The sequence below is a fragment of the Pontibacter qinzhouensis genome, from assembly GCF_008017455.1.
In the GTDB taxonomy this organism is placed as follows: domain Bacteria; phylum Bacteroidota; class Bacteroidia; order Cytophagales; family Hymenobacteraceae; genus Pontibacter; species Pontibacter qinzhouensis.
On sequence record NZ_VRTY01000010.1, the window covers coordinates 72,262 to 89,378 of the forward strand.

At 47.2% G+C, this 17,117-nt stretch carries 15 protein-coding genes; 10 read left to right on the top strand and 5 right to left on the bottom strand.

Translation table 11 applies throughout. The annotated features are described in order from the left end of the window. The first annotated feature begins 14 nt into the window (after window positions 1-14). From amaB to FVR03_RS04315, 8 genes are all read left to right on the top strand, one after another. Window positions 15-1,592 carry an L-piperidine-6-carboxylate dehydrogenase gene (amaB, locus tag FVR03_RS04280; protein ID WP_147920530.1) on the top strand — a complete coding sequence of 526 codons (1,578 nt, stop codon included), beginning with the start codon at window positions 15-17 and terminating at the stop codon, window positions 1,590-1,592. Window positions 1,593-2,101: 509 nt separating this feature from the next. Then, on the top strand, window positions 2,102-2,662 hold the full coding sequence (locus tag FVR03_RS04285; RefSeq protein ID WP_147920531.1) for an RNA polymerase sigma factor: 561 nt from the start codon (window positions 2,102-2,104) through the stop codon (window positions 2,660-2,662). Window positions 2,663-2,683: 21 nt separating this feature from the next. Further along, complete coding sequence (locus tag FVR03_RS04290) at window positions 2,684-3,325, top strand: hypothetical protein (protein ID WP_147920532.1); 642 nt, start codon at window positions 2,684-2,686, stop codon at window positions 3,323-3,325. Further along, window positions 3,309-4,514, top strand: a complete 1,206-nt coding sequence (locus FVR03_RS04295; protein WP_255474051.1) for a DUF4097 family beta strand repeat-containing protein — start codon at window positions 3,309-3,311, stop codon at window positions 4,512-4,514. Before FVR03_RS04290 ends, FVR03_RS04295 begins: the two co-directional genes overlap by 17 nt. A gap of 201 nt (window positions 4,515-4,715) precedes the next feature. Next, window positions 4,716-5,159 carry a RidA family protein gene (locus tag FVR03_RS04300; RefSeq protein ID WP_147920533.1) on the top strand — a complete coding sequence of 148 codons (444 nt, stop codon included), beginning with the start codon at window positions 4,716-4,718 and terminating at the stop codon, window positions 5,157-5,159. Window positions 5,160-5,187: 28 nt separating this feature from the next. Then, on the top strand, window positions 5,188-7,008 hold the full coding sequence (locus FVR03_RS04305) for a MutS-related protein (protein WP_147920534.1): 1,821 nt from the start codon (window positions 5,188-5,190) through the stop codon (window positions 7,006-7,008). Between the two features lie 85 nt (window positions 7,009-7,093). Beyond that, window positions 7,094-7,336, top strand: coding sequence for a hypothetical protein (locus FVR03_RS04310; RefSeq protein WP_147920535.1), 243 nt, complete (start codon window positions 7,094-7,096; stop codon window positions 7,334-7,336). Window positions 7,337-7,401: 65 nt separating this feature from the next. Continuing rightward, window positions 7,402-8,289 (top strand): Rpn family recombination-promoting nuclease/putative transposase, encoded by an 888-nt coding sequence (locus FVR03_RS04315; RefSeq protein ID WP_222707168.1) that lies wholly within the window; start codon window positions 7,402-7,404, stop codon window positions 8,287-8,289. A 54-nt stretch (window positions 8,290-8,343) separates the two neighbouring features. On the opposite strand, the gene tsf is transcribed toward FVR03_RS04315, so the two are convergent. The 5 genes from tsf to FVR03_RS04340 all read right to left on the bottom strand — a co-directional run bounded on the left by tsf (window position 8,344) and on the right by FVR03_RS04340 (window position 13,334). Then, complete coding sequence (tsf, locus tag FVR03_RS04320) at window positions 8,344-9,177, bottom strand: translation elongation factor Ts (RefSeq protein WP_147920537.1); 834 nt, start codon at window positions 9,175-9,177, stop codon at window positions 8,344-8,346. A gap of 207 nt (window positions 9,178-9,384) precedes the next feature. Beyond that, window positions 9,385-10,152 carry a 30S ribosomal protein S2 gene (rpsB, locus tag FVR03_RS04325; protein WP_147920538.1) on the bottom strand — a complete coding sequence of 256 codons (768 nt, stop codon included), beginning with the start codon at window positions 10,150-10,152 and terminating at the stop codon, window positions 9,385-9,387. Window positions 10,153-10,173: 21 nt separating this feature from the next. Then, complete coding sequence (gene rpsI, locus FVR03_RS04330; protein ID WP_147920539.1) at window positions 10,174-10,560, bottom strand: 30S ribosomal protein S9; 387 nt, start codon at window positions 10,558-10,560, stop codon at window positions 10,174-10,176. Between the two features lie 5 nt (window positions 10,561-10,565). Further along, window positions 10,566-11,015 carry a 50S ribosomal protein L13 gene (gene rplM, locus FVR03_RS04335; protein ID WP_147920540.1) on the bottom strand — a complete coding sequence of 150 codons (450 nt, stop codon included), beginning with the start codon at window positions 11,013-11,015 and terminating at the stop codon, window positions 10,566-10,568. Window positions 11,016-11,345: 330 nt separating this feature from the next. Beyond that, the gene (locus FVR03_RS04340) at window positions 11,346-13,334 is read right to left on the bottom strand and encodes a cytochrome c peroxidase (protein WP_147920541.1); all 1,989 of its coding nucleotides are present in this window, start codon (window positions 13,332-13,334) and stop codon (window positions 11,346-11,348) included. A 312-nt stretch (window positions 13,335-13,646) separates the two neighbouring features. Between FVR03_RS04340 and FVR03_RS04345 the strand changes: the two genes are divergently transcribed. Both FVR03_RS04345 and FVR03_RS04350 read left to right on the top strand, forming a co-directional pair. Further along, complete coding sequence (locus FVR03_RS04345) at window positions 13,647-16,319, top strand: alkaline phosphatase PhoX (RefSeq protein WP_147920542.1); 2,673 nt, start codon at window positions 13,647-13,649, stop codon at window positions 16,317-16,319. Window positions 16,320-16,415: 96 nt separating this feature from the next. Further along, window positions 16,416-17,117: leucine-rich repeat domain-containing protein (locus FVR03_RS04350; RefSeq protein WP_187270029.1), on the top strand; the 702-nt coding region annotated here is incomplete at its 3' end.

Consider the following 17,117-nt stretch of genomic DNA (forward strand, 5'->3'; position numbering starts at 1 on the left):
CTCAACATAACATTATGAAACAGACCATAGATGCCCTCCCGATAACCAATACCATGACCAATGTGCTGGAGCAGTTAGGAATAAAAGAAACAAACCCCGCTTATAGCACAGGCCTGGTGTGGGGCGGCCATAACGGAAAACAGACCAGGGAAATCTATTCGCCTGCCGATGGCAACCTGATTGCTGCTGTAACCATGGCAGATGCAGCGGCTTATGAGCAGGTAGTGAAGCAGGCGCAGGAGGCCTTTACCTACTGGCGAAAGCAGCCTGCTCCCAAACGTGGCGAGATAGTGCGCCAAGTTGGTAACAAGCTCCGCGAAAACAAAGAGGCACTAGGTAAGCTGGTCAGCTACGAAATGGGGAAGATACTGCAGGAGGGCCTGGGCGAGGTGCAGGAGATGATCGATATCTGTGATTTTGCCGTAGGGCTGTCGCGGCAGCTCCATGGACTTACCATGCATTCTGAGCGGCCCGAGCACCGCATGTACGAGCAGTACCACCCGGTTGGCATTGTGGGCGTTATCTCGGCTTTTAACTTCCCGGTTGCTGTCTGGAGCTGGAATGCGATGCTGGCTGCAGTGTGTGGCGATGTCATTATCTGGAAGCCATCGGAAAAAACGCCGCTTACCGCCATTGCCTGCCAGCATATTATTAAAGAGGTACTGGCCGAGAACGAGCTGCCCGAAGGTATTTTTAATCTCATTATAGGCGATGCAGAGATCGGCAGCCTGATGGCACATGATAAACGCATTCCGCTGGTGTCGGCTACCGGCTCCACGCGCATGGGCAAGAAAGTAGGAGAGGCTGTAGGAGCACGTTTAGGGAAATCGCTGCTGGAACTGGGCGGCAACAATGCCATTATCATAACCGAGCATGCCGACCTGGAAATGGCGCTACGGGCGGTGGTGTTTGGGGCAGTAGGCACCTGTGGCCAGCGCTGCACCTCTACCCGCAGGCTTATTGTACACGAAAACGTTTACGAGCAGGTAAAAGAGCGACTCCTGAAAATTTACCCAAACCTGCCCATCGGCCACTCCCTCGACAACACCACACTCGTTGGACCTATGATCGACAAAGATGCTGTAGAGGCATTTAAGGCGGCACTGGCGGCAGTGCAGCAGGAGGGAGGCAACCTGATAACCGGAGGCGAGGTGCTGAGCGGCAAAGGCTACGAAACAGGCACTTATGTTACACCAGCCATTGTAGAAGCAGAAAACCACTTCGACATGGTACAGGAAGAAACGTTTGCCCCTATCCTATACCTGATCCGATACAGCGGCGACGTAGAAAATGCCGTTGAACTCCAGAACGGGGTGCGGCAGGGGCTGTCGTCGGCTATTTTCTCCACTAACTTATTAGAGACAGAAGCCTTCCTGAGCCATTGGGGCTCCGACTGCGGCATTGCCAATGTAAACATAGGTACTTCAGGCGCTGAAATAGGCGGTGCTTTTGGTGGCGAGAAAGAAACAGGCGGTGGTCGCGAATCCGGTTCCGATGCCTGGAAAGTATACATGCGCCGCCAAACCAATACCATCAACTTCGGCAGGCAACTGCCCCTGGCACAAGGCATTAAATTCGATATAATGGACTGAGGATAAAGTAGTGTGCTAATTTTTTAATTTGCTAATTATTCTGATTCAGATGAATTATTCTAATGAAACTGCCCTTCCAACAGAATTTTTTGTTTTTGATGGCAAGGGTTAATAAAGAGTAATATCAAAGCGAATAGGGAAAGCTGGCTGAGATGCTGGCTTTTCTTTTTTTATGCTTTTCTGTAGAATTTGATTTCACACAATCAAAATCTATCTGGCCTACCCTTGGCAAAATTCTGATGATAATCCTTCTGAAGGGTATTTTCATTTGAATAATTGCTCCTCTAACCACACTGTACTTAATTTTTAGAATAGTGAAGCTAAATACAAACTGCAGAAATAGTAAATTTTGGAGGTTCAAAAAAACATCAGAAATTTTTGCAACTTCATGCAACCTCTGGTCAATTGGCTTGTCTTTAGTGTGAATTTAGGAATGAGGAAGGCAAAGAAGAGAATGCAATAGTATAAAAGGTCACCTGTAGAAGTGTAATAGCATACGCCGGATAAACTTGGAAACACTCCGCTATCAAGATGTAAACACGCCCGTAATTGAGCGATGCAAGGCAGGTGATAACCGTGCGCAGTATGAGCTGTATAAGCTCTATGCCAAGGCTATGTTCAACGTGAGTATGCGCATTACCAACGACTACGCCGAGGCGGAGGACGCTTTACAGGAGGCTTTTATCAGTGCCTTCAAAAACCTTCATTCTTATAAAGCAGAAGCATCTTTTGGGAGCTGGCTGAAGAAGATAGTGATTAACGCAGCGATTAATGCCATCCGGAAAAGAAAAGAGGAGGTAGTACCGCTGGATGAGAGAGTAGTGGGTGAAGTGGCAGACGAAGTGCAGGAGGATGAAACAGACTGGCAGATAGACAAAATACGCCGTGCTATACAGCAGTTGCCTGATGGTTACCGTGTTGTGCTGAGCCTGTACCTGCTGGAGGGCTACGACCATGCCGAGATAGGCGAAATTCTGCATGTATCGGAGTCTACCTCGAAGTCGCAGTACAGCAGAGCCCGGAAAAAATTAGTAGAAATTATGCGTGAGCCGCAACTGTTGGCGCACTAAAAATAAAAAACGAATACCAAGATGAAAGATAGCCTGAAAGATTTTGTAGAGCAGAACAGAGAGGAGTTCGATGTGTTCGAACCCCGCCCTGAGTTGTGGCAGGAGATCTGCAAAGAGTTGCCGGCAAAAAAGGAGGAAGCTAAAGTTATCCGTTTCAGTTTTGGTGACAACACTAGCTTTAGCACCGACTTTGCCTTTATGCGTGTTGCAGCAGCTGTTTTATTACTGTTGGGCTGTGGCCTTACTTTGCTGCTTACCAAACAGAACGTTGCTAACAATGCCAACACCATAGCAGCAACAGAGCAGGTAACCATAAACCGCATTGCCCCTGAACTGGTAGAGGTAGAGGCTTACTATACCACCCTCATAAACAGCAAGAAAAACGAACTGAGCGATTACGACCTGAAAGTTCTTGGCCTGGACGATGACCAAAGCATAGACCGGGAACTGGCCCGCCTCGACAGTAACTACAAAGAACTTAAACAACAACTGTATACAACTCCAAACACCGAAAAAGTGATGGGCGCTATGATCCAGAATTTGCAGATACGGATAGAGGTGCTGAACCGCCAACTGGAGGTGCTGGAGAAAATTGAACAAATGCAAAAAACGCAGAATATAAATACCCAAAGCGATGAAACCACGAATGCATCTACTATTTAAAGCTTTTACCCTATTACTGCTCCTGCCTGCTACGCTGTTCGCGCAAAAAGCCCCTGACTGCGACCAGTTACCCGAACTGCCGGAGTCGGTGCTGCCGCTTCTGGCTAGCCTTGGTAACCTGCAGGAGCTCTCGGAGCTAAAGCGCCTCGGCCAGCTGGAAGACCTAAAACAGCTAAAAGACCTGCAACAACTCTCTAACCTGAAGCAACTGGAGAGCCTTGCCCAACTCAGCGAGCTGCAGTACCTGGTACAAACCAACCCAGACCCCGAGTGCACCACCCTCAGTGCAAGTACTGCCACCGCATTTTCGGCCGAAAAACAACGGGTTGTTGAAAAAACATACAAAGTAGGAAGTTCCGATATGCTCTCGATCCAGAATAAATTCGGCAAAGTGCACGTAAACACCTGGGACAGAAAAGAGATTCACGTAGTCGTAACCATGATCAGCCGCGCCAACTCCGACCAGAAGGCGCAGGAAACCTTAGACAACATTAAGGTGACAGAAAGCCGCGATGGCAAAAGCATAAACTGGCGCACCGAACTGGCTCCTGTAAAGGTGCAAGGCAACAACCAGCGCAGCTTCGAGATAAACTATGTTGTTTCCATGCCCGCTGAAAACCCGCTGACGATAGCCAACAGCTTTGGCGATGTTTACCTGGCTTCCTTTAAAGGAAAAGCAGACATAACAGTAAAATACGGTTCCCTGAAAACTGGACAGCTGAGTAACTCCTCTAATATAGTAAAAGTGGCGTACGGTTCAGCTAACTGTGGCTTTATAAACGGTGGTGCTGTGGATATTGCCTACTCTTCTATGAATTTAGAAGGAACCAACGGGCTGCAGGGGTCGTCGAAATTCAGCAGCATGAAAATAGGCAGTCTGCAAAACGACCTGAACATTAGCCTGAAGCACGGTTCGTTGCGAGTAGATAATATCAGCAGAAATGTGAATAATATCAGCGTAGATGGTGGTTTTAGCCCTATTGCCCTTAACTTTGAAGATAACTCCTCCTTTAATTTCGATGTGAATGTTCAGTTTGGCAGCTTCAATTTCGATAAGAATCTGGTTAATGTATCTTCCTTAGAAAAAAGCCACACCTCTGCCGCTTATAAAGGCAAATATGGCAGTGCAAACTCCAAAGGCTCTGTTAATATTACCTCTAAATACGGAGATGTTAAATTCTCAAAGTAATTCTGAAACATTAACTCACACAGTTTAAAGCAGAAAAGCCAGCTTCATGCTGGCTTTTCTGTTTAAGAGCAGCAAGAACCCTTGACGAATTTTGGCCAGAAACCTTTCCGGAGGCTGTTTTTATTTGAATAATTGGCAGGATGCACTATTGTTGCCGACCGATTTACTAAGAGATGCTCCTCAAAAGTTATATATTTGACTATGGCAACAGAAAACGAAATGCTGCATTCTTCTAAAGCGCCTGAGCCTGTAGGCTTGTACCCGCACGCCCGGCGTGCAGGTAATTTGCTGTTCTTGTCTGGTGTCGGCCCCAGGCAGCGCGGCTCTAACCAGGTACCAGGCGTAGAACTCGATGAGGCCGGAAACATAACAGCTTACGACATAGAGAAGCAATGCCATGCCGTTTTTCAAAATGTGCGCTACATCCTCGAAGAGGCTGGCGTTAGCTGGAACAGCTTGGTAGATGTAACTGTTTTCCTGACAAACATGAAGGATGACTTTGCAACCTACAACCGGATTTATGCCGAGTACTTCAGCGAGAACCAGCCGTGCCGTACTACAGTAGAAGTAAGCAGTTTGCCAACACCTATCGCCATAGAGCTTAAATGCATTGCTGCTGTGGGAGAGAAGCAAACGCAGCGTTAAATTACATCAGGAACAAAAAACCAAATTGGTGAATCATACAAAAATTGAAAGTTTTACCCAACGCTCAAACGCGTTGGAGGAGAAGGAAAAGAAAGCAGCTTCGAAGTCGGGGTTAATCTCGTGGTTGCGGGTGTTGGTTTTTGTAGCTGGCATAGTTGTCGCCTGGTATTTGTTCAGCACAGATCGGAACGCGGCAGGTGCCGTTAGCATCGTTATTTTTTATACACTTTTTGTGGTGGTGATGCGGTGGCACAGCCGCCTCGACTACAGTTACCAGCACTACAAGTTACTGCGCCAGCTAAACCAGGAAGAGGTGGAGCGGCTGCAAGGCCAGCTCGACAAGTTTGATGGCGGCACCCAGTTCATAAACGATCAGCACCCTTATACCTCCGACCTCGATATTTTCGGGCGCAATTCGCTCTTTCAACTTATTAACCGCTCAGTGTCAGGTATCGGAAAAGCAAAGTTGGCATCCTGGATGCAAGGTGCAGCTCCTGTAGCCGAAGTTGCCAGGCGACAGGCAGCTGTAGGAGCATTGGCCCAACCTACGCAGCTTAACTGGCTGCAGGACTTCGTGGCTAAGTCGCGGCACTACAAGCACACAGAGGCAGCGGCAGGCCATTTTATAGACTGGTTGCGGAAAAGCAATTTCTACAAGCAGCACCCTGCCCTAAAGCTGCTTCTTTTTGTGCTGCCGGTGCTTACGCTGGGAGCCATTGTGGCCTGGTTTATGGGTTACTCCGGTTACATAGCAGTTGGTTTTCTGGCTGTGCAATACCTGGTGAGCTACAAGTATACGGCTGCGCGCGATGAGTACTATGAGAAGAGCATTGGTATGTACGAGGCCATCCGCAGTTACAAAGACCAGTTGCAGCACATAGAGCCCGAGAAGTTTAATGATCCTTTTCTGGAGGAACTGAGAAGTCAGCTCTTTCACGACGGGGCCATGGTATCGGGCTGTATCAGCAAGTTGTCTACTATTATCGATTATTTTTCGTGGCGGCTGAGTACACTGATGAGCTTTTTCCTGAATACCATCCTCATGTGGGATTTCTTCTGGATGTACAGGCTGGAAAGCTGGAAGCAGCACCGTCTGGATCAGGTGGAGCATTCTTTCGAAGTACTGGCTACATTTGAGGCGCTGGCAAGCATTGCGTCGTTTCAGTATGCTAACCCACATTATGCAGTGCCAGAGTTGAGCAGCGTACCATTTAAATTTAAGGCAGAACAGCTGGCGCACCCGCTCATATTCTCGGTACAACGGGTTGCCAACGATTTTGAGATGCAGGGTGCCGGTAAAACCATGGTGGTAACGGGCTCCAACATGTCTGGCAAAACTACTTTTTTAAGAACGGTAGGTATCAACATAGTACTGGCGCTGATGGGAGCACCTGCCTGTGCCGATAAACTGAAAGTGGCTCCCGTGCAGGTGTATACCGCCATGCGCACCGCCGATAACCTGGCCGAAAACACCTCTTCTTTTTATGCCGAGCTAAAGCGCTTACGTATACTCCTCAACATGACGGAACAGGAGCAGGAGCCTGTTTTTTACCTATTGGATGAAATATTGAAAGGCACCAATTCCCGCGACCGCCATGCCGGCGCCATGGCCCTGATACGGCAGTTGCACCAGCGCAATACCTCCGGCCTCATCTCCACACACGACCTGGAACTGGGGGCAATGGAGCAGGAACTGAAAGGCAGCGTCGAAAATTACAGCTTTAACAGCACCATAGAAGGCGACAAAATTATTTTTGATTATACCCTGCAAAAGGGCATCTGCCGCAGTTTTAATGCAAGCAAGCTCATGCAACTGATGGGTATCGCCATTGAAGAAGAAGCCGTATAGCCAATAGCTGAAATAGAAGTTCTTTATTTTTATGCAGATTAATTCAACTTTCAATTACTATACTACCACATTAGCACATTAAAAAATGAGAGCAGTAGCAGACATACCTCACCCTAGCCTGAAAATAACGTTGCTGTCGTGGAACAGCAAGTATTTAATTAAGTTTGAAAAAGGCGATTTTGAACAGACTTACAAAGTCAGAGAAATGGATGTGGACGGAGATGAGGGAGCGAAAGCCCTGATAGATGATGACTTTATCGAAGCTGTGGAGAACAGGTTTTTAGCCATGCGCGATGCCTTTGTATCTACTATGCGCAGGCATAACTAAGTAGATTTTTTCTGCCATACATGCTTCTCGACTCGTTTTTTTCATCATTCGAAAGATAAATGCCTATGGAAATAAAGGGAAAGTATATCAATCCGTTTACAGACTTTGGATTTAAAAAGCTTTTCGGTTCTGAATTTAATAAAGAACTGCTGATCGACTTTCTGAACCAGGTGCTAGGTGATCGGGAGCAGGTCCAGGATCTGACATACCTGAACCCGGAGCAGCTTGGTAATTTACCAGAAGATCGTAAAGCTATTTATGATCTTTATTGCGAAAATGAACGAGGAGAGAAGTTTATAATTGAACTGCAACATGTACGGCAGGAGTTTTTTAAAGACAGGAGCATCTTCTATGCTACTTTTCCGGTGCAGAGCCAGGCACCAAAGGGCAAGGCTTGGGATTATCGCCTGAAAGCAGTTTATACAATTGGTATCCTGAACTTCAGTTTTCATGATTTAAGCGAGCAAGATCGTTTTGTGCGGGAGGTGCAGTTACTCGATACCAAAACAGGTGAAGTATTTTACGATAAGTTAACGTTTATTTACCTGGAGGTGCCTCGGTTCAAAAAGCAGGAGGAAGAACTGGAAACACATTTTGATAAATGGATGTTTGTATTAAAGAACCTGCACAGGTTTCAGGAGCGCCCCCGCAAACTACAGGAGCGGGTGTTTACTAAGTTATTTGCAGAAGCAGAAATAGCAAAACTAAATGCAGAAGATATGAGAACGTATCAGGAAAGCTTGAAAGTATACAGAGATAATCAGAACACATTCGATTATTCTATTAAAGAAGCTAAGCGAAAAGGTAGAGAGGAAGGTAGAGAAGAAGGCTGGAACGAGGGCCACCATGCTGCTCAACTGGAGATTGCAAAACAGTTAAAGGCCAGAGGAATAGCTCTTGTTGTAATTGCCGAAGCCACTGGCTTGCCGGAGGAAGAACTGGAGAAGCTTTAAAATAAGAAAGGCCCGCTTTCGGCGGGCCTTTCTGTAAAAGTAGTTTTTAGAAAATTAACCGATTGCTACACGCTTAAAGTCAGTAACTTTTAAGCCTTTGCTGGTTTTCTCCAGTAACTGGGAAATGCTAAGCGAAGAATCTTTCACGAACTCCTGGTTTAACAGGGTGTTTTCCTTGTAGAACTTGTTCAGCTTGCCTTGTGCAATTTTCTCCAGCATAGCCTCTGGCTTGCCTTCAGCACGTGCCTGCTCTTTACCAATCTCGATTTCACGCTCAATAGTAGCAGCATCAACACCATCTTTGTCAAGGGCAATTGGCTTCATGGCGGCAATCTGCATGGCAATGTCTTTACCAACTTCAGTTACATCTGTTCCGCTGGTGCTGTCAAGTGCTACCAGTACACCTAATTTACCGTTTGAGTGGTTGTAGGCAACAACTTTCTCAGCAGATACAGACTCGTAAGCTACTACATCAATTTTCTCACCGATTTTACCCATCAGGTCAGTCAGGTGGTCTTGCAGCGAACGGCCATCAGCCTGAGGTGCAGCAAGCAGTTCTTCTTTGGTAGCAGCGTTAGTAGAAACAGCAGTTTCCAAAACTGTTTGTGCTAACGTCTGGAAGTCGGCTACTTTAGAAACAGGCTCAGTTTCGCAGGCAACAGCTACTACTTTACCAGTAGAACCATCTTCGCTTACTTGCGTCAGAACGATACCTTCAGAGGTCGCGTTGTCGGCACGCTTGCTGGCTATTTTCTGGCCTTGTTTTCTTAAAATATCTTTAGCCGCTTCAAAGTCGCCGTTTGCTTCAGTAAGCGCTTTTTTGCAATCCATCATACCGGCTCCGGTTTCCTGGCGGAGTCTGTTTACGTCTTGTGCTGTAATAGCCATTTTTTTATAATTAGAAATTAAAAATTATAAATTAGAAATTCTGTTAATGGGGGAGCAGAAGAGGAGATTATATAAATATTGATTCTGAAAAAGTCTGGTATCTAAAATCTAGCATTTATAATCTTCTAAATCCCCTAAAACAAACTGAACATTGAAGCAGCTCGCTCAATGTTCAGTTTGTTGTAATGGTGCAATAGGAGCGATTGACTATTGTTCGTCAGCTTCCTGCTTGGCTTTAATGCCTTCTTCCTCAGAACGCTTGCGCTCAGTTTCTTCTTTGTCTACTTTCCGCTCAGATAAACCTTCTTCAATCGCCTTACCCATGATAGACACGATAAGAGAGATTGATTTAGAAGCATCGTCGTTTGCAGGAATAGGGAAATCTACCAGCTCAGGGTTTGAGTTTGTATCGCAAACTGCAAAAACTGGCAGGTTCAGCTTCTGTGCTTCTTTTACGGCGATGTGCTCACGCTTCACGTCTACCACAAAAAGGGCGGCAGGCAGTCTGGAAAGGTCATTGATGCCACCTAATACACGGTCGAGCTTCTCACGCTCACGAGACAGCATCAGCTTCTCACGTTTCGCCAGGGCAGCAGACTGAATTGGGTCCTTCATCATTTTGTCGATAGTCGACATTTTCTTCAAAGACTTACGCACCGTAGCGAAGTTGGTAAGCATACCACCTAACCAACGCTCCGTAACGTAAGGCATTTTCAGCCTTTTTGCTTCGTCTGATACGATTTCCTGTGCCTGCTTTTTAGTAGCCACAAACATAATCTTACGGCCAGACTTGGCGATGTTCTTGATCGCATTCGTAGCTTCTTCCAGAGAGGCTAACGTTTTGTTCAAGTCAATAATGTGGATTCCGTTCTTCTCCATGAAGATGTACGGAGCCATTTTCGGATCCCACTTGCGGGTAAGGTGGCCAAAGTGAACACCTGCCTCAAGTAATTCTTTATAATTAGTACTTGCCATCTTGTTGATACACCTTTAATATTAACGTTTACTGAACTGGAACGAACGACGCGCTTTGCGCTTACCGAACTTCTTACGCTCTACCATGCGAGGATCTCTGGTGATAAATCCTTCTTTACGGAGAGCTGATTTAGTCTCGGCGTTTTCTACTACCAGTGCTTTCGATATAGCAAGTCTGAGTGCTTCAGCCTGGCCGCTTACACCACCACCTTTTAGATTGGCTTTTACATCGTATTTGCCAATTGAATCTAAGGTTTGAAACGGCTGATTCACAATAGTCTGTAATACTTCGTTAGGGAAGTACTGCTTGATATCTTTACCGTTAATAGTGATATTCCCTTGCCCAGGCGTCAGGTATATGCGCGCCACCGAGGTTTTTCTTCTACCAGATGTATTGATAACTTCCATTAATATTAGATGTTGAAGGTTAATTCTTTAGGCTGCTGAGCTGCAAATGGATGCTCGCTTCCTGCAAAAACATGAAGATTTCTGAATAGCTCACTGCCTAATCTGTTTTTGGGTAACATGCCTCTAACAGCACGCTCTACCAAAAGAGTAGAAGATTTAGCCTTAAGCTCACGGGGCGAAGTTCTCCGCTGACCGCCTGGGTAACCAGTGTGTGTCAGGTAATACTTCTGATCCCATTTGCGACCTGAGAAACGAACCGCATCAGAGTTGATAACGATTACGTTGTCACCGCAGTCAACGTGAGGAGTGTAAGAGGGTTTGTGTTTCCCCTTCAGGATCTTGGCAATTTCAGATGCCACACGACCCAAGTTTCCTTGCCCTGCGTCTACAATCACCCAGCCTTTGTTGGCTGTTTTCTTGTTAACGTACTGGGTTTTATAACTTAAATGATCCATTAATAGTGGTTGTAAGCGATTTATTGAAAATTATTATTTTATTCTTCGGTTCCTGAAAAATGGTCACAAAGATACAAGTAGTTTTTTTGATATGCAACAGTACTCCTGAAATATACTGTGTAACAGGCAAATACTGCCTGAACCCTTGGCAAAATTCGAGTGGAAATCCTTTTGGAGGCTGTTTTTATTTGAATAATCTGGTTGTTGATTGGTAGTTGTTAAAAATTAAATTGAGGCTATAGGCACTGATATGTTGAAGGAGTAATTGGGAGAATGGAGCTGTTTAGGGACATTGTTATTTCCCATAGATAGTTACAGCCAAGCAGGGCCTTAGTAACTGCCACCAACCGGCCGGTTGTTCAGGTTCGCTTTAGAGTAGAACTTCGGCAGGCTGGTAGGGGCTGAGGAGGCTGCTGTGGTATCGGTGAGTGCCTGCATAAAAGCAATCAGGTCTTGCTTTTCCGGCTCTGTTAAATGAAGCGGATCGCCGGGCAGGGTTTGGTTCGGCACCTCAAGCCCAAGCCCTATGCCACCACCTAAATCGTAAAACTCCACTACTTCTTCTAAGGTAGCAAAAGCACCATTGTGCATATAAGGCGCTGTGAGTGCAGCATTCCGGATGGTAGGTGTTTTAAAGGAGTATTTCCAGGCATCTGCGGGTATTATGCCAGCTTTACCTATGTCACTGTCCAGGCTTGGATGTGCAAAGTCGGCGGTGGCAGGTACTCCAAGCACTTCTGTTTCGCTTTCTGTAAACCGGGGCGGTACGGTGCCATTAAACACGGGTGCAAAATGGCAGGTGCCACAGGCGGCTTTGCCCATAAACAGGTTAAAGCCCCGTTTGGCAGAAGCCGAAAGCTGCTCTGTTTCATGGCGCATGTACTGGTCAAATGGCGCGTTGAGTGACACCAGGCTTTGCACATAGGCGGCAATGGCGCGGTTAATGGTGGTTACGGTAAGCGGGTTGCCAGACTGTTCAGAAAAGGCCTGCTTAAACAATTGCTTGTATGCCGGGCTTTGCTGAAGCTTTTTCTCTACTTCTTTGTAATCGCCATGTAGTTCTTCGGCGTTAGCCACCACATCGGGCACCTGGTCCTGCAAAAACTGGGCGCGGCCATCCCAAAAATAAGCTGTGCTGAAAACAGAGTTGAGCAGGGTAGGTGAGTTGCGCTTCACATTCCCTTTAAAATCGAAGGCTACACTACGGGCAAGGCCATCGGCAAATCCTTTCTGAGGAGAGTGACAGCTGGCGCACGAACGCTGGTTATTTGCCGAAAGCACCGGGTCGAAGAAGAGCAGTTTGCCTAGCGCTGCCAGTTCCGGCTTCTGCTCTCCCTGGTCCTGCTTGGCATAATAACCAGCCTGCAAAAAATCCTGGCTAAAGAGGCTGGTGGCGAGGTCGTTTACAGGTTTAGTTGTAGAAGCTTGCTGCCGTAACAGCTCTTGCTGAAAGCCTGTGAGTGCGGCATAGGCAGGATCGGCTAGTTCTCTTATAAAATATAACCGATCGAAGGACTCGAATTGGGGGTGTTGCTGCAGGTAAGCGATGGCCTGTTTTAGTTTGTCGGAGGCGGTGCGGCTATGTGCTCTGGCAGCTCCTGTAGTAGCTTGCTCGTAGCCCTGCACCACCGCCAGCACAGGTTGCAGCGCTGTGGCAGTGTTTTCAAGCGCCTTGTCAGCGGCCGGTTCATCAAACCCAGTAATGCCCATAGCCATGGCTCGTGCCAGCTCCTCCTTCAGGCTTTCCAGTACCTGTTTATCGGTTAGCGATAGCTTGGGCAGGCTAGTCGAAAACAGCAGAATATTTTCTTCAAGGGTAAAGGCCAGCACTAAGGCTTCTTCTACTGTTTCTTCTGTAAGGTCTCCTGCAAAAATTAATTCTTCCAGTACCTGTAAGCCTTCTGGCGGAAAAGTTCTGAAAACAGGCTCGGCAAACTGCAATGTCTGGTAATGCTGCTGTTCTACCACCACCCGGGGGAGCGGCGCACCATTCAGGTTTTTGGCAAGGTGTGGATCCAGGTACTCCAGCAAGTACTCTACTTTTTTATAGGCGGTTTCGGTTTCGGCAAAGGCTGCCTGTACAGCAAGTATAGAAGCCTGGCTTTTCTCCAGAAGTTGCAGTGTGGCGGTGAGTTGCTTTGCCTGCTGCTGCAACTGGGTTACATCTGCAATAACCGTTTGTTTTACCGTGCCTGCTACTTTACTGTATGGCGATGGTTGAGTGGTGAAAGAGCTGATAGCAACGCAAAAGAAAATGCCAACGCTTAAGAGTAAAAGAGAAGACTTCAGGTTGGTTCTTTTCGTAAGTCTTTTGTTCATTGGAGCCAGGCTGAAAGTAAATGAAATAGCAAATAAAACAGCTACTTGTTAACTGAATATGATGCCTGGGTTATGATGGTGTTACGACTGGTATCAGACGTATATTCAAATGCCTGGTGCCGTTCTGGCAAACAAGGCAAGAAAAGCTATTTATGTTACTAGGGTATTATGACAGGGTTAATTAATCTTTGTTTGCACAAAATTAATGTGGTGCAAAGCTAATTAACAATAAGATAAGGTGGTGCTAACCTGAAGGTAATGCATCCGTGGTTGTTTTGGGAAATCAAAATAGTATGATAAACTAATACAGCTATGAACAAATTTTACAAAGGCTTACTGTTGGCTACTCTTGCTTCGGCAGGAACATTTGGCAGCCAGTATGAGGCACTGGCTCAGGTACAGTCCTACACCTATTCGGCGCGCATTGCTGCAAGCTCCGACGATGCAGAAGAGGCAGCATCAGGAAAAATGTACCTGAATAGCTCCGATATTGAGCTGGTGTACGACGACCACGAAAATGCTGGCAACCAGACGGTCGGTTTCCGTTATCAGGGTGTTGGCATTCCGGCTAATGCCGTTATTACAAAAGCCTATTTACAGTTTGCCGTCGATGAGCTAAATTCTGCTGCTGCCAACCTACTCATAAAAGGACAAGCTGCCGATAACGCTGCCGATTTTACAACTGCTACGCACAACATTTCATCGCGGGCATTAACAACTGCCGGTGTTAACTGGGCACCTGCTCCCTGGACAACCCTGAACCAGGCTGGTGCGGCACAGGCAACACCAGAGCTTAAAACTATTGTGCAGGAAATTGTGAGCAGACCAGGCTGGCAGTTCGGCAATGCGCTATCGCTGATTATTACAGGCACCGGCCGCCGTAATGCACATGCTTTTGATGGTTCTGCTGGCATGGCTCCACAACTGGTTATTGAGTTTCAGTCTGATAAAATGCCAGAGCCGGTTACCAATGTTACCTGCGACCCTGCTTCATCCAGCACCATTGGTTGCTTTACTTCTGTAAAACCGGTAGGCCAAACTCAATTAATGACCATCCCGACCGAGACACACACGTTTCAGTTGATCGCCAAAACAGGCCAGACGCAATACACCTCTGGCGGCACCGGCACTATACCAGGCAACAACGATTTTACAGCCTTTGTAGGTAAAAACGGGAGCAGCAAAGAAGGCTACCTCTCTATAAACCACGAAAACTCTCCGGGCGGCGTATCTATGCTCGATCTGAGCCTGAATGAGAAGACCATGCTGTGGGAGGTGAACGAAGTAAAGAAAGTAGATTTCTCGCCGGTGGTGCAAACAGTTCGGAACTGCTCCGGCGGCATTACACCATGGGGCACAGTTATTACCTCAGAAGAAACCACTAACTCTGGCGATGCCAACGGAGATGGTTATCAGGATGTGGGCTGGCAGGTAGAAATTGACCCTGCAACAGGAAAAATTGTTGACTACGATGGCGATGGCAAACCAGACAAGCTTTGGGCGCTGGGCCGTATGAACCACGAAAATGCTGCCATTGGTGCTGATGGTGTAACGGTGTATCAGGCAGAAGACGGCGGTAGCAGCAGTGTGTATAAATTTATTGCGAACACAAAAGGAAACTTATCGGAAGGTACGCTATATGTGCTTAAGCGCGATAACTCTACTGCTACAACCGGTACCTGGGTAGTTGTGCCCAACACCACCAAGGCAGAGCGCAACAACACGGGTAGCCTGGCTGCCTCGGTAGGCGGCACCAACTGGAGTAACCCCGAAGACATAGAGTTTGGCCCGGATGGCAAGATGTACTTTACAGCCAAAGGAACCGGTATTATCTGGCGCTTTAAAGACAACGGAACGTCTGTGTCTGAAATTGAAGCCTGGGTAACACCTAAAATGTACCCGGTAACTCACAAAGCTGGTGTGCAGAACGAAAACTGGGGTACCGGTATCGATAACCTGACTTTTGATGGTGAAGGAAACCTGTGGGCGCTGCAGGATGGCGGCCGTAACAACCTTTGGGTAGTGTACCCTGACCACACGCCTGAGAAGCCAAGCCTGAAACTGTTCATGACGACGCCATCTGGCTCAGAATCTACTGGTCTTACCTTTTCTCCTGATTTCAGGTATGGCTTTATTTCGTTGCAGCACCCGAGCAGTGGCAACACCGCTACTTATACAGATGCTGCCGGAAACCCGGTACAGTTTAACCGCGACGTAACGCTGGTGTTTGCCCGCAAAGAGTTTTTAGGAGCCGAAGCTGTGGTGCCAACTTTTGAGCTAGGCCAGGACCTGACACTTTGCGAAGGCGACTCTGCTATGCTCACGGCTTACGAAGGAACCGATGCCGTTGTGAAATGGACAGGTGCTGCCCTGGCAGAAGAGGTAGAAGGTGCTGCTTTAACTGTTAAAGCGCCTGGTATGTACTATGCCACCGCCTACGGCAACAACGGCCGCACCTACACCGATAGTCTGGAAGTTTCTGTAGAGAAACTGGCAGTAGACCTGGGTTACAGAATTCCGCTTTGCAACAAATGCACCGTAACCCTCGATGCTGGAGCCGATTACAGCAGCTACCTGTGGAGCAATGGCGCTACTACCCAGACACTCACTGTAAATACACCTGGAACTTACTCGGTAGAGGTAACCAGCGCGAATGGTTGCAAAGCTACAGGCTCGGTGGAGGTTATCAAGAAAAACGGTAATGGCAACGATCTGGTGCCAGTTAAGCTGATACAAGTGTACCCAAGCCCGTTCGTAGAAAGCACTACAATCAAAATCAGCATGCCAGAGCAGGCGGCTGTGGTGCTGGAAGTACACGATATGAAAGGCAAGATAGTGCAGACGCTGTTTAAAGGTACCATGAAGGTGGGTGATCATAACTTCGAGTTCAAACCTGCCACTCCATCCGGAAACGGTATCTACCTGGTGCGTTTCCAGGTGAACAACCAGAAATCGACAACTAAAATAGTACAGTCTGAAAAGTAAACCTCTCCTGATGGTTTAGAGCCGAAGGCTACGGAATTTTCCCCGTAGCCTTCTTTCAGTTAAAAAAAGTTCAGGCCAATGCGTTATAAACACCTTATGAAAACAATTTTAAAAGCAGCCATACTGGCTTTAGGAGTAGCCTTATGGCAGGCCGTGCCGGTGCAGGCGCAAACCAGGCTGCTGCCTCAGCCGGAGCTGGCTTCTGCAAAAGTCTATTTCGATGCGGAAGAAGCGCTCCAGGAAAAGCAGCAGGTGTATGTGCTCAACATCAGGCAGCAACAGTACTACAGCTTTACCCCCGACCTGTGCGAACTGGTGAACCTGCAGTTTATAAACGCCATGAAAAACAAGATAGCAGAGCTGTCGCCGGAGGTAGGCAGGCTGCAGCACCTGCAGGAGGTAAATTTCCGGGAGAATGAGCTGCGGGAGCTACCGGCATCTTTCTTCGAACTCAAAAACCTGAAAACAATTGATTTTGGTTTTAATCATTTCTCAGAACTGAGCGCAGGTTTTGGCAAGCTACGCAAGCTGCAGGTGCTGCAGCTTAACCAGAACAAGATCGGAACGGTAACAGCCGAAATAAAGCACATGCGCGCGCTCCAGATGCTCGACCTGAGCTATAACCACCTGGAGGCGCTTCCTTTGGAAATCGGGAAAGTCCGAAGTTTAAAGGAGCTGACACTGACACAGAACCAGTTAAGGCAACTGCCGGCCACTATTGGCCAACTGAAGACGGTACAAAGCCTGGTGCTCGACTTTAACCAACTGTCTGAACTGCCAAAGCAGATCGGCAAACTT

Excerpts from the sequence above, each read along its gene's own strand:
- FVR03_RS04340 (WP_147920541.1), bottom strand. The coding sequence starts at position 13,334 with ATGAACAAAAGACTTACGAAAAGAACCAACCTGAAGTCTTCTCTTTTA.
- rplM (WP_147920540.1), bottom strand. The coding sequence starts at position 11,015 with ATGGATCATTTAAGTTATAAAACCCAGTACGTTAACAAGAAAACAGCC.
- tsf (WP_147920537.1), bottom strand. The coding sequence starts at position 9,177 with ATGGCTATTACAGCACAAGACGTAAACAGACTCCGCCAGGAAACCGGA.
- rpsI (WP_147920539.1), bottom strand. The coding sequence starts at position 10,560 with ATGGAAGTTATCAATACATCTGGTAGAAGAAAAACCTCGGTGGCGCGC.
- FVR03_RS04345 (WP_147920542.1), top strand. The coding sequence starts at position 13,647 with ATGAACAAATTTTACAAAGGCTTACTGTTGGCTACTCTTGCTTCGGCA.
- FVR03_RS04290 (WP_147920532.1), top strand. The coding sequence starts at position 2,684 with ATGAAAGATAGCCTGAAAGATTTTGTAGAGCAGAACAGAGAGGAGTTC.
- FVR03_RS04300 (WP_147920533.1), top strand. The coding sequence starts at position 4,716 with ATGGCAACAGAAAACGAAATGCTGCATTCTTCTAAAGCGCCTGAGCCT.
- rpsB (WP_147920538.1), bottom strand. The coding sequence starts at position 10,152 with ATGGCAAGTACTAATTATAAAGAATTACTTGAGGCAGGTGTTCACTTT.
- FVR03_RS04315 (WP_222707168.1), top strand. The coding sequence starts at position 7,402 with ATGGAAATAAAGGGAAAGTATATCAATCCGTTTACAGACTTTGGATTT.
- amaB (WP_147920530.1), top strand. The coding sequence starts at position 15 with ATGAAACAGACCATAGATGCCCTCCCGATAACCAATACCATGACCAAT.
- FVR03_RS04295 (WP_255474051.1), top strand. The coding sequence starts at position 3,309 with ATGCATCTACTATTTAAAGCTTTTACCCTATTACTGCTCCTGCCTGCT.
- FVR03_RS04310 (WP_147920535.1), top strand. The coding sequence starts at position 7,094 with ATGAGAGCAGTAGCAGACATACCTCACCCTAGCCTGAAAATAACGTTG.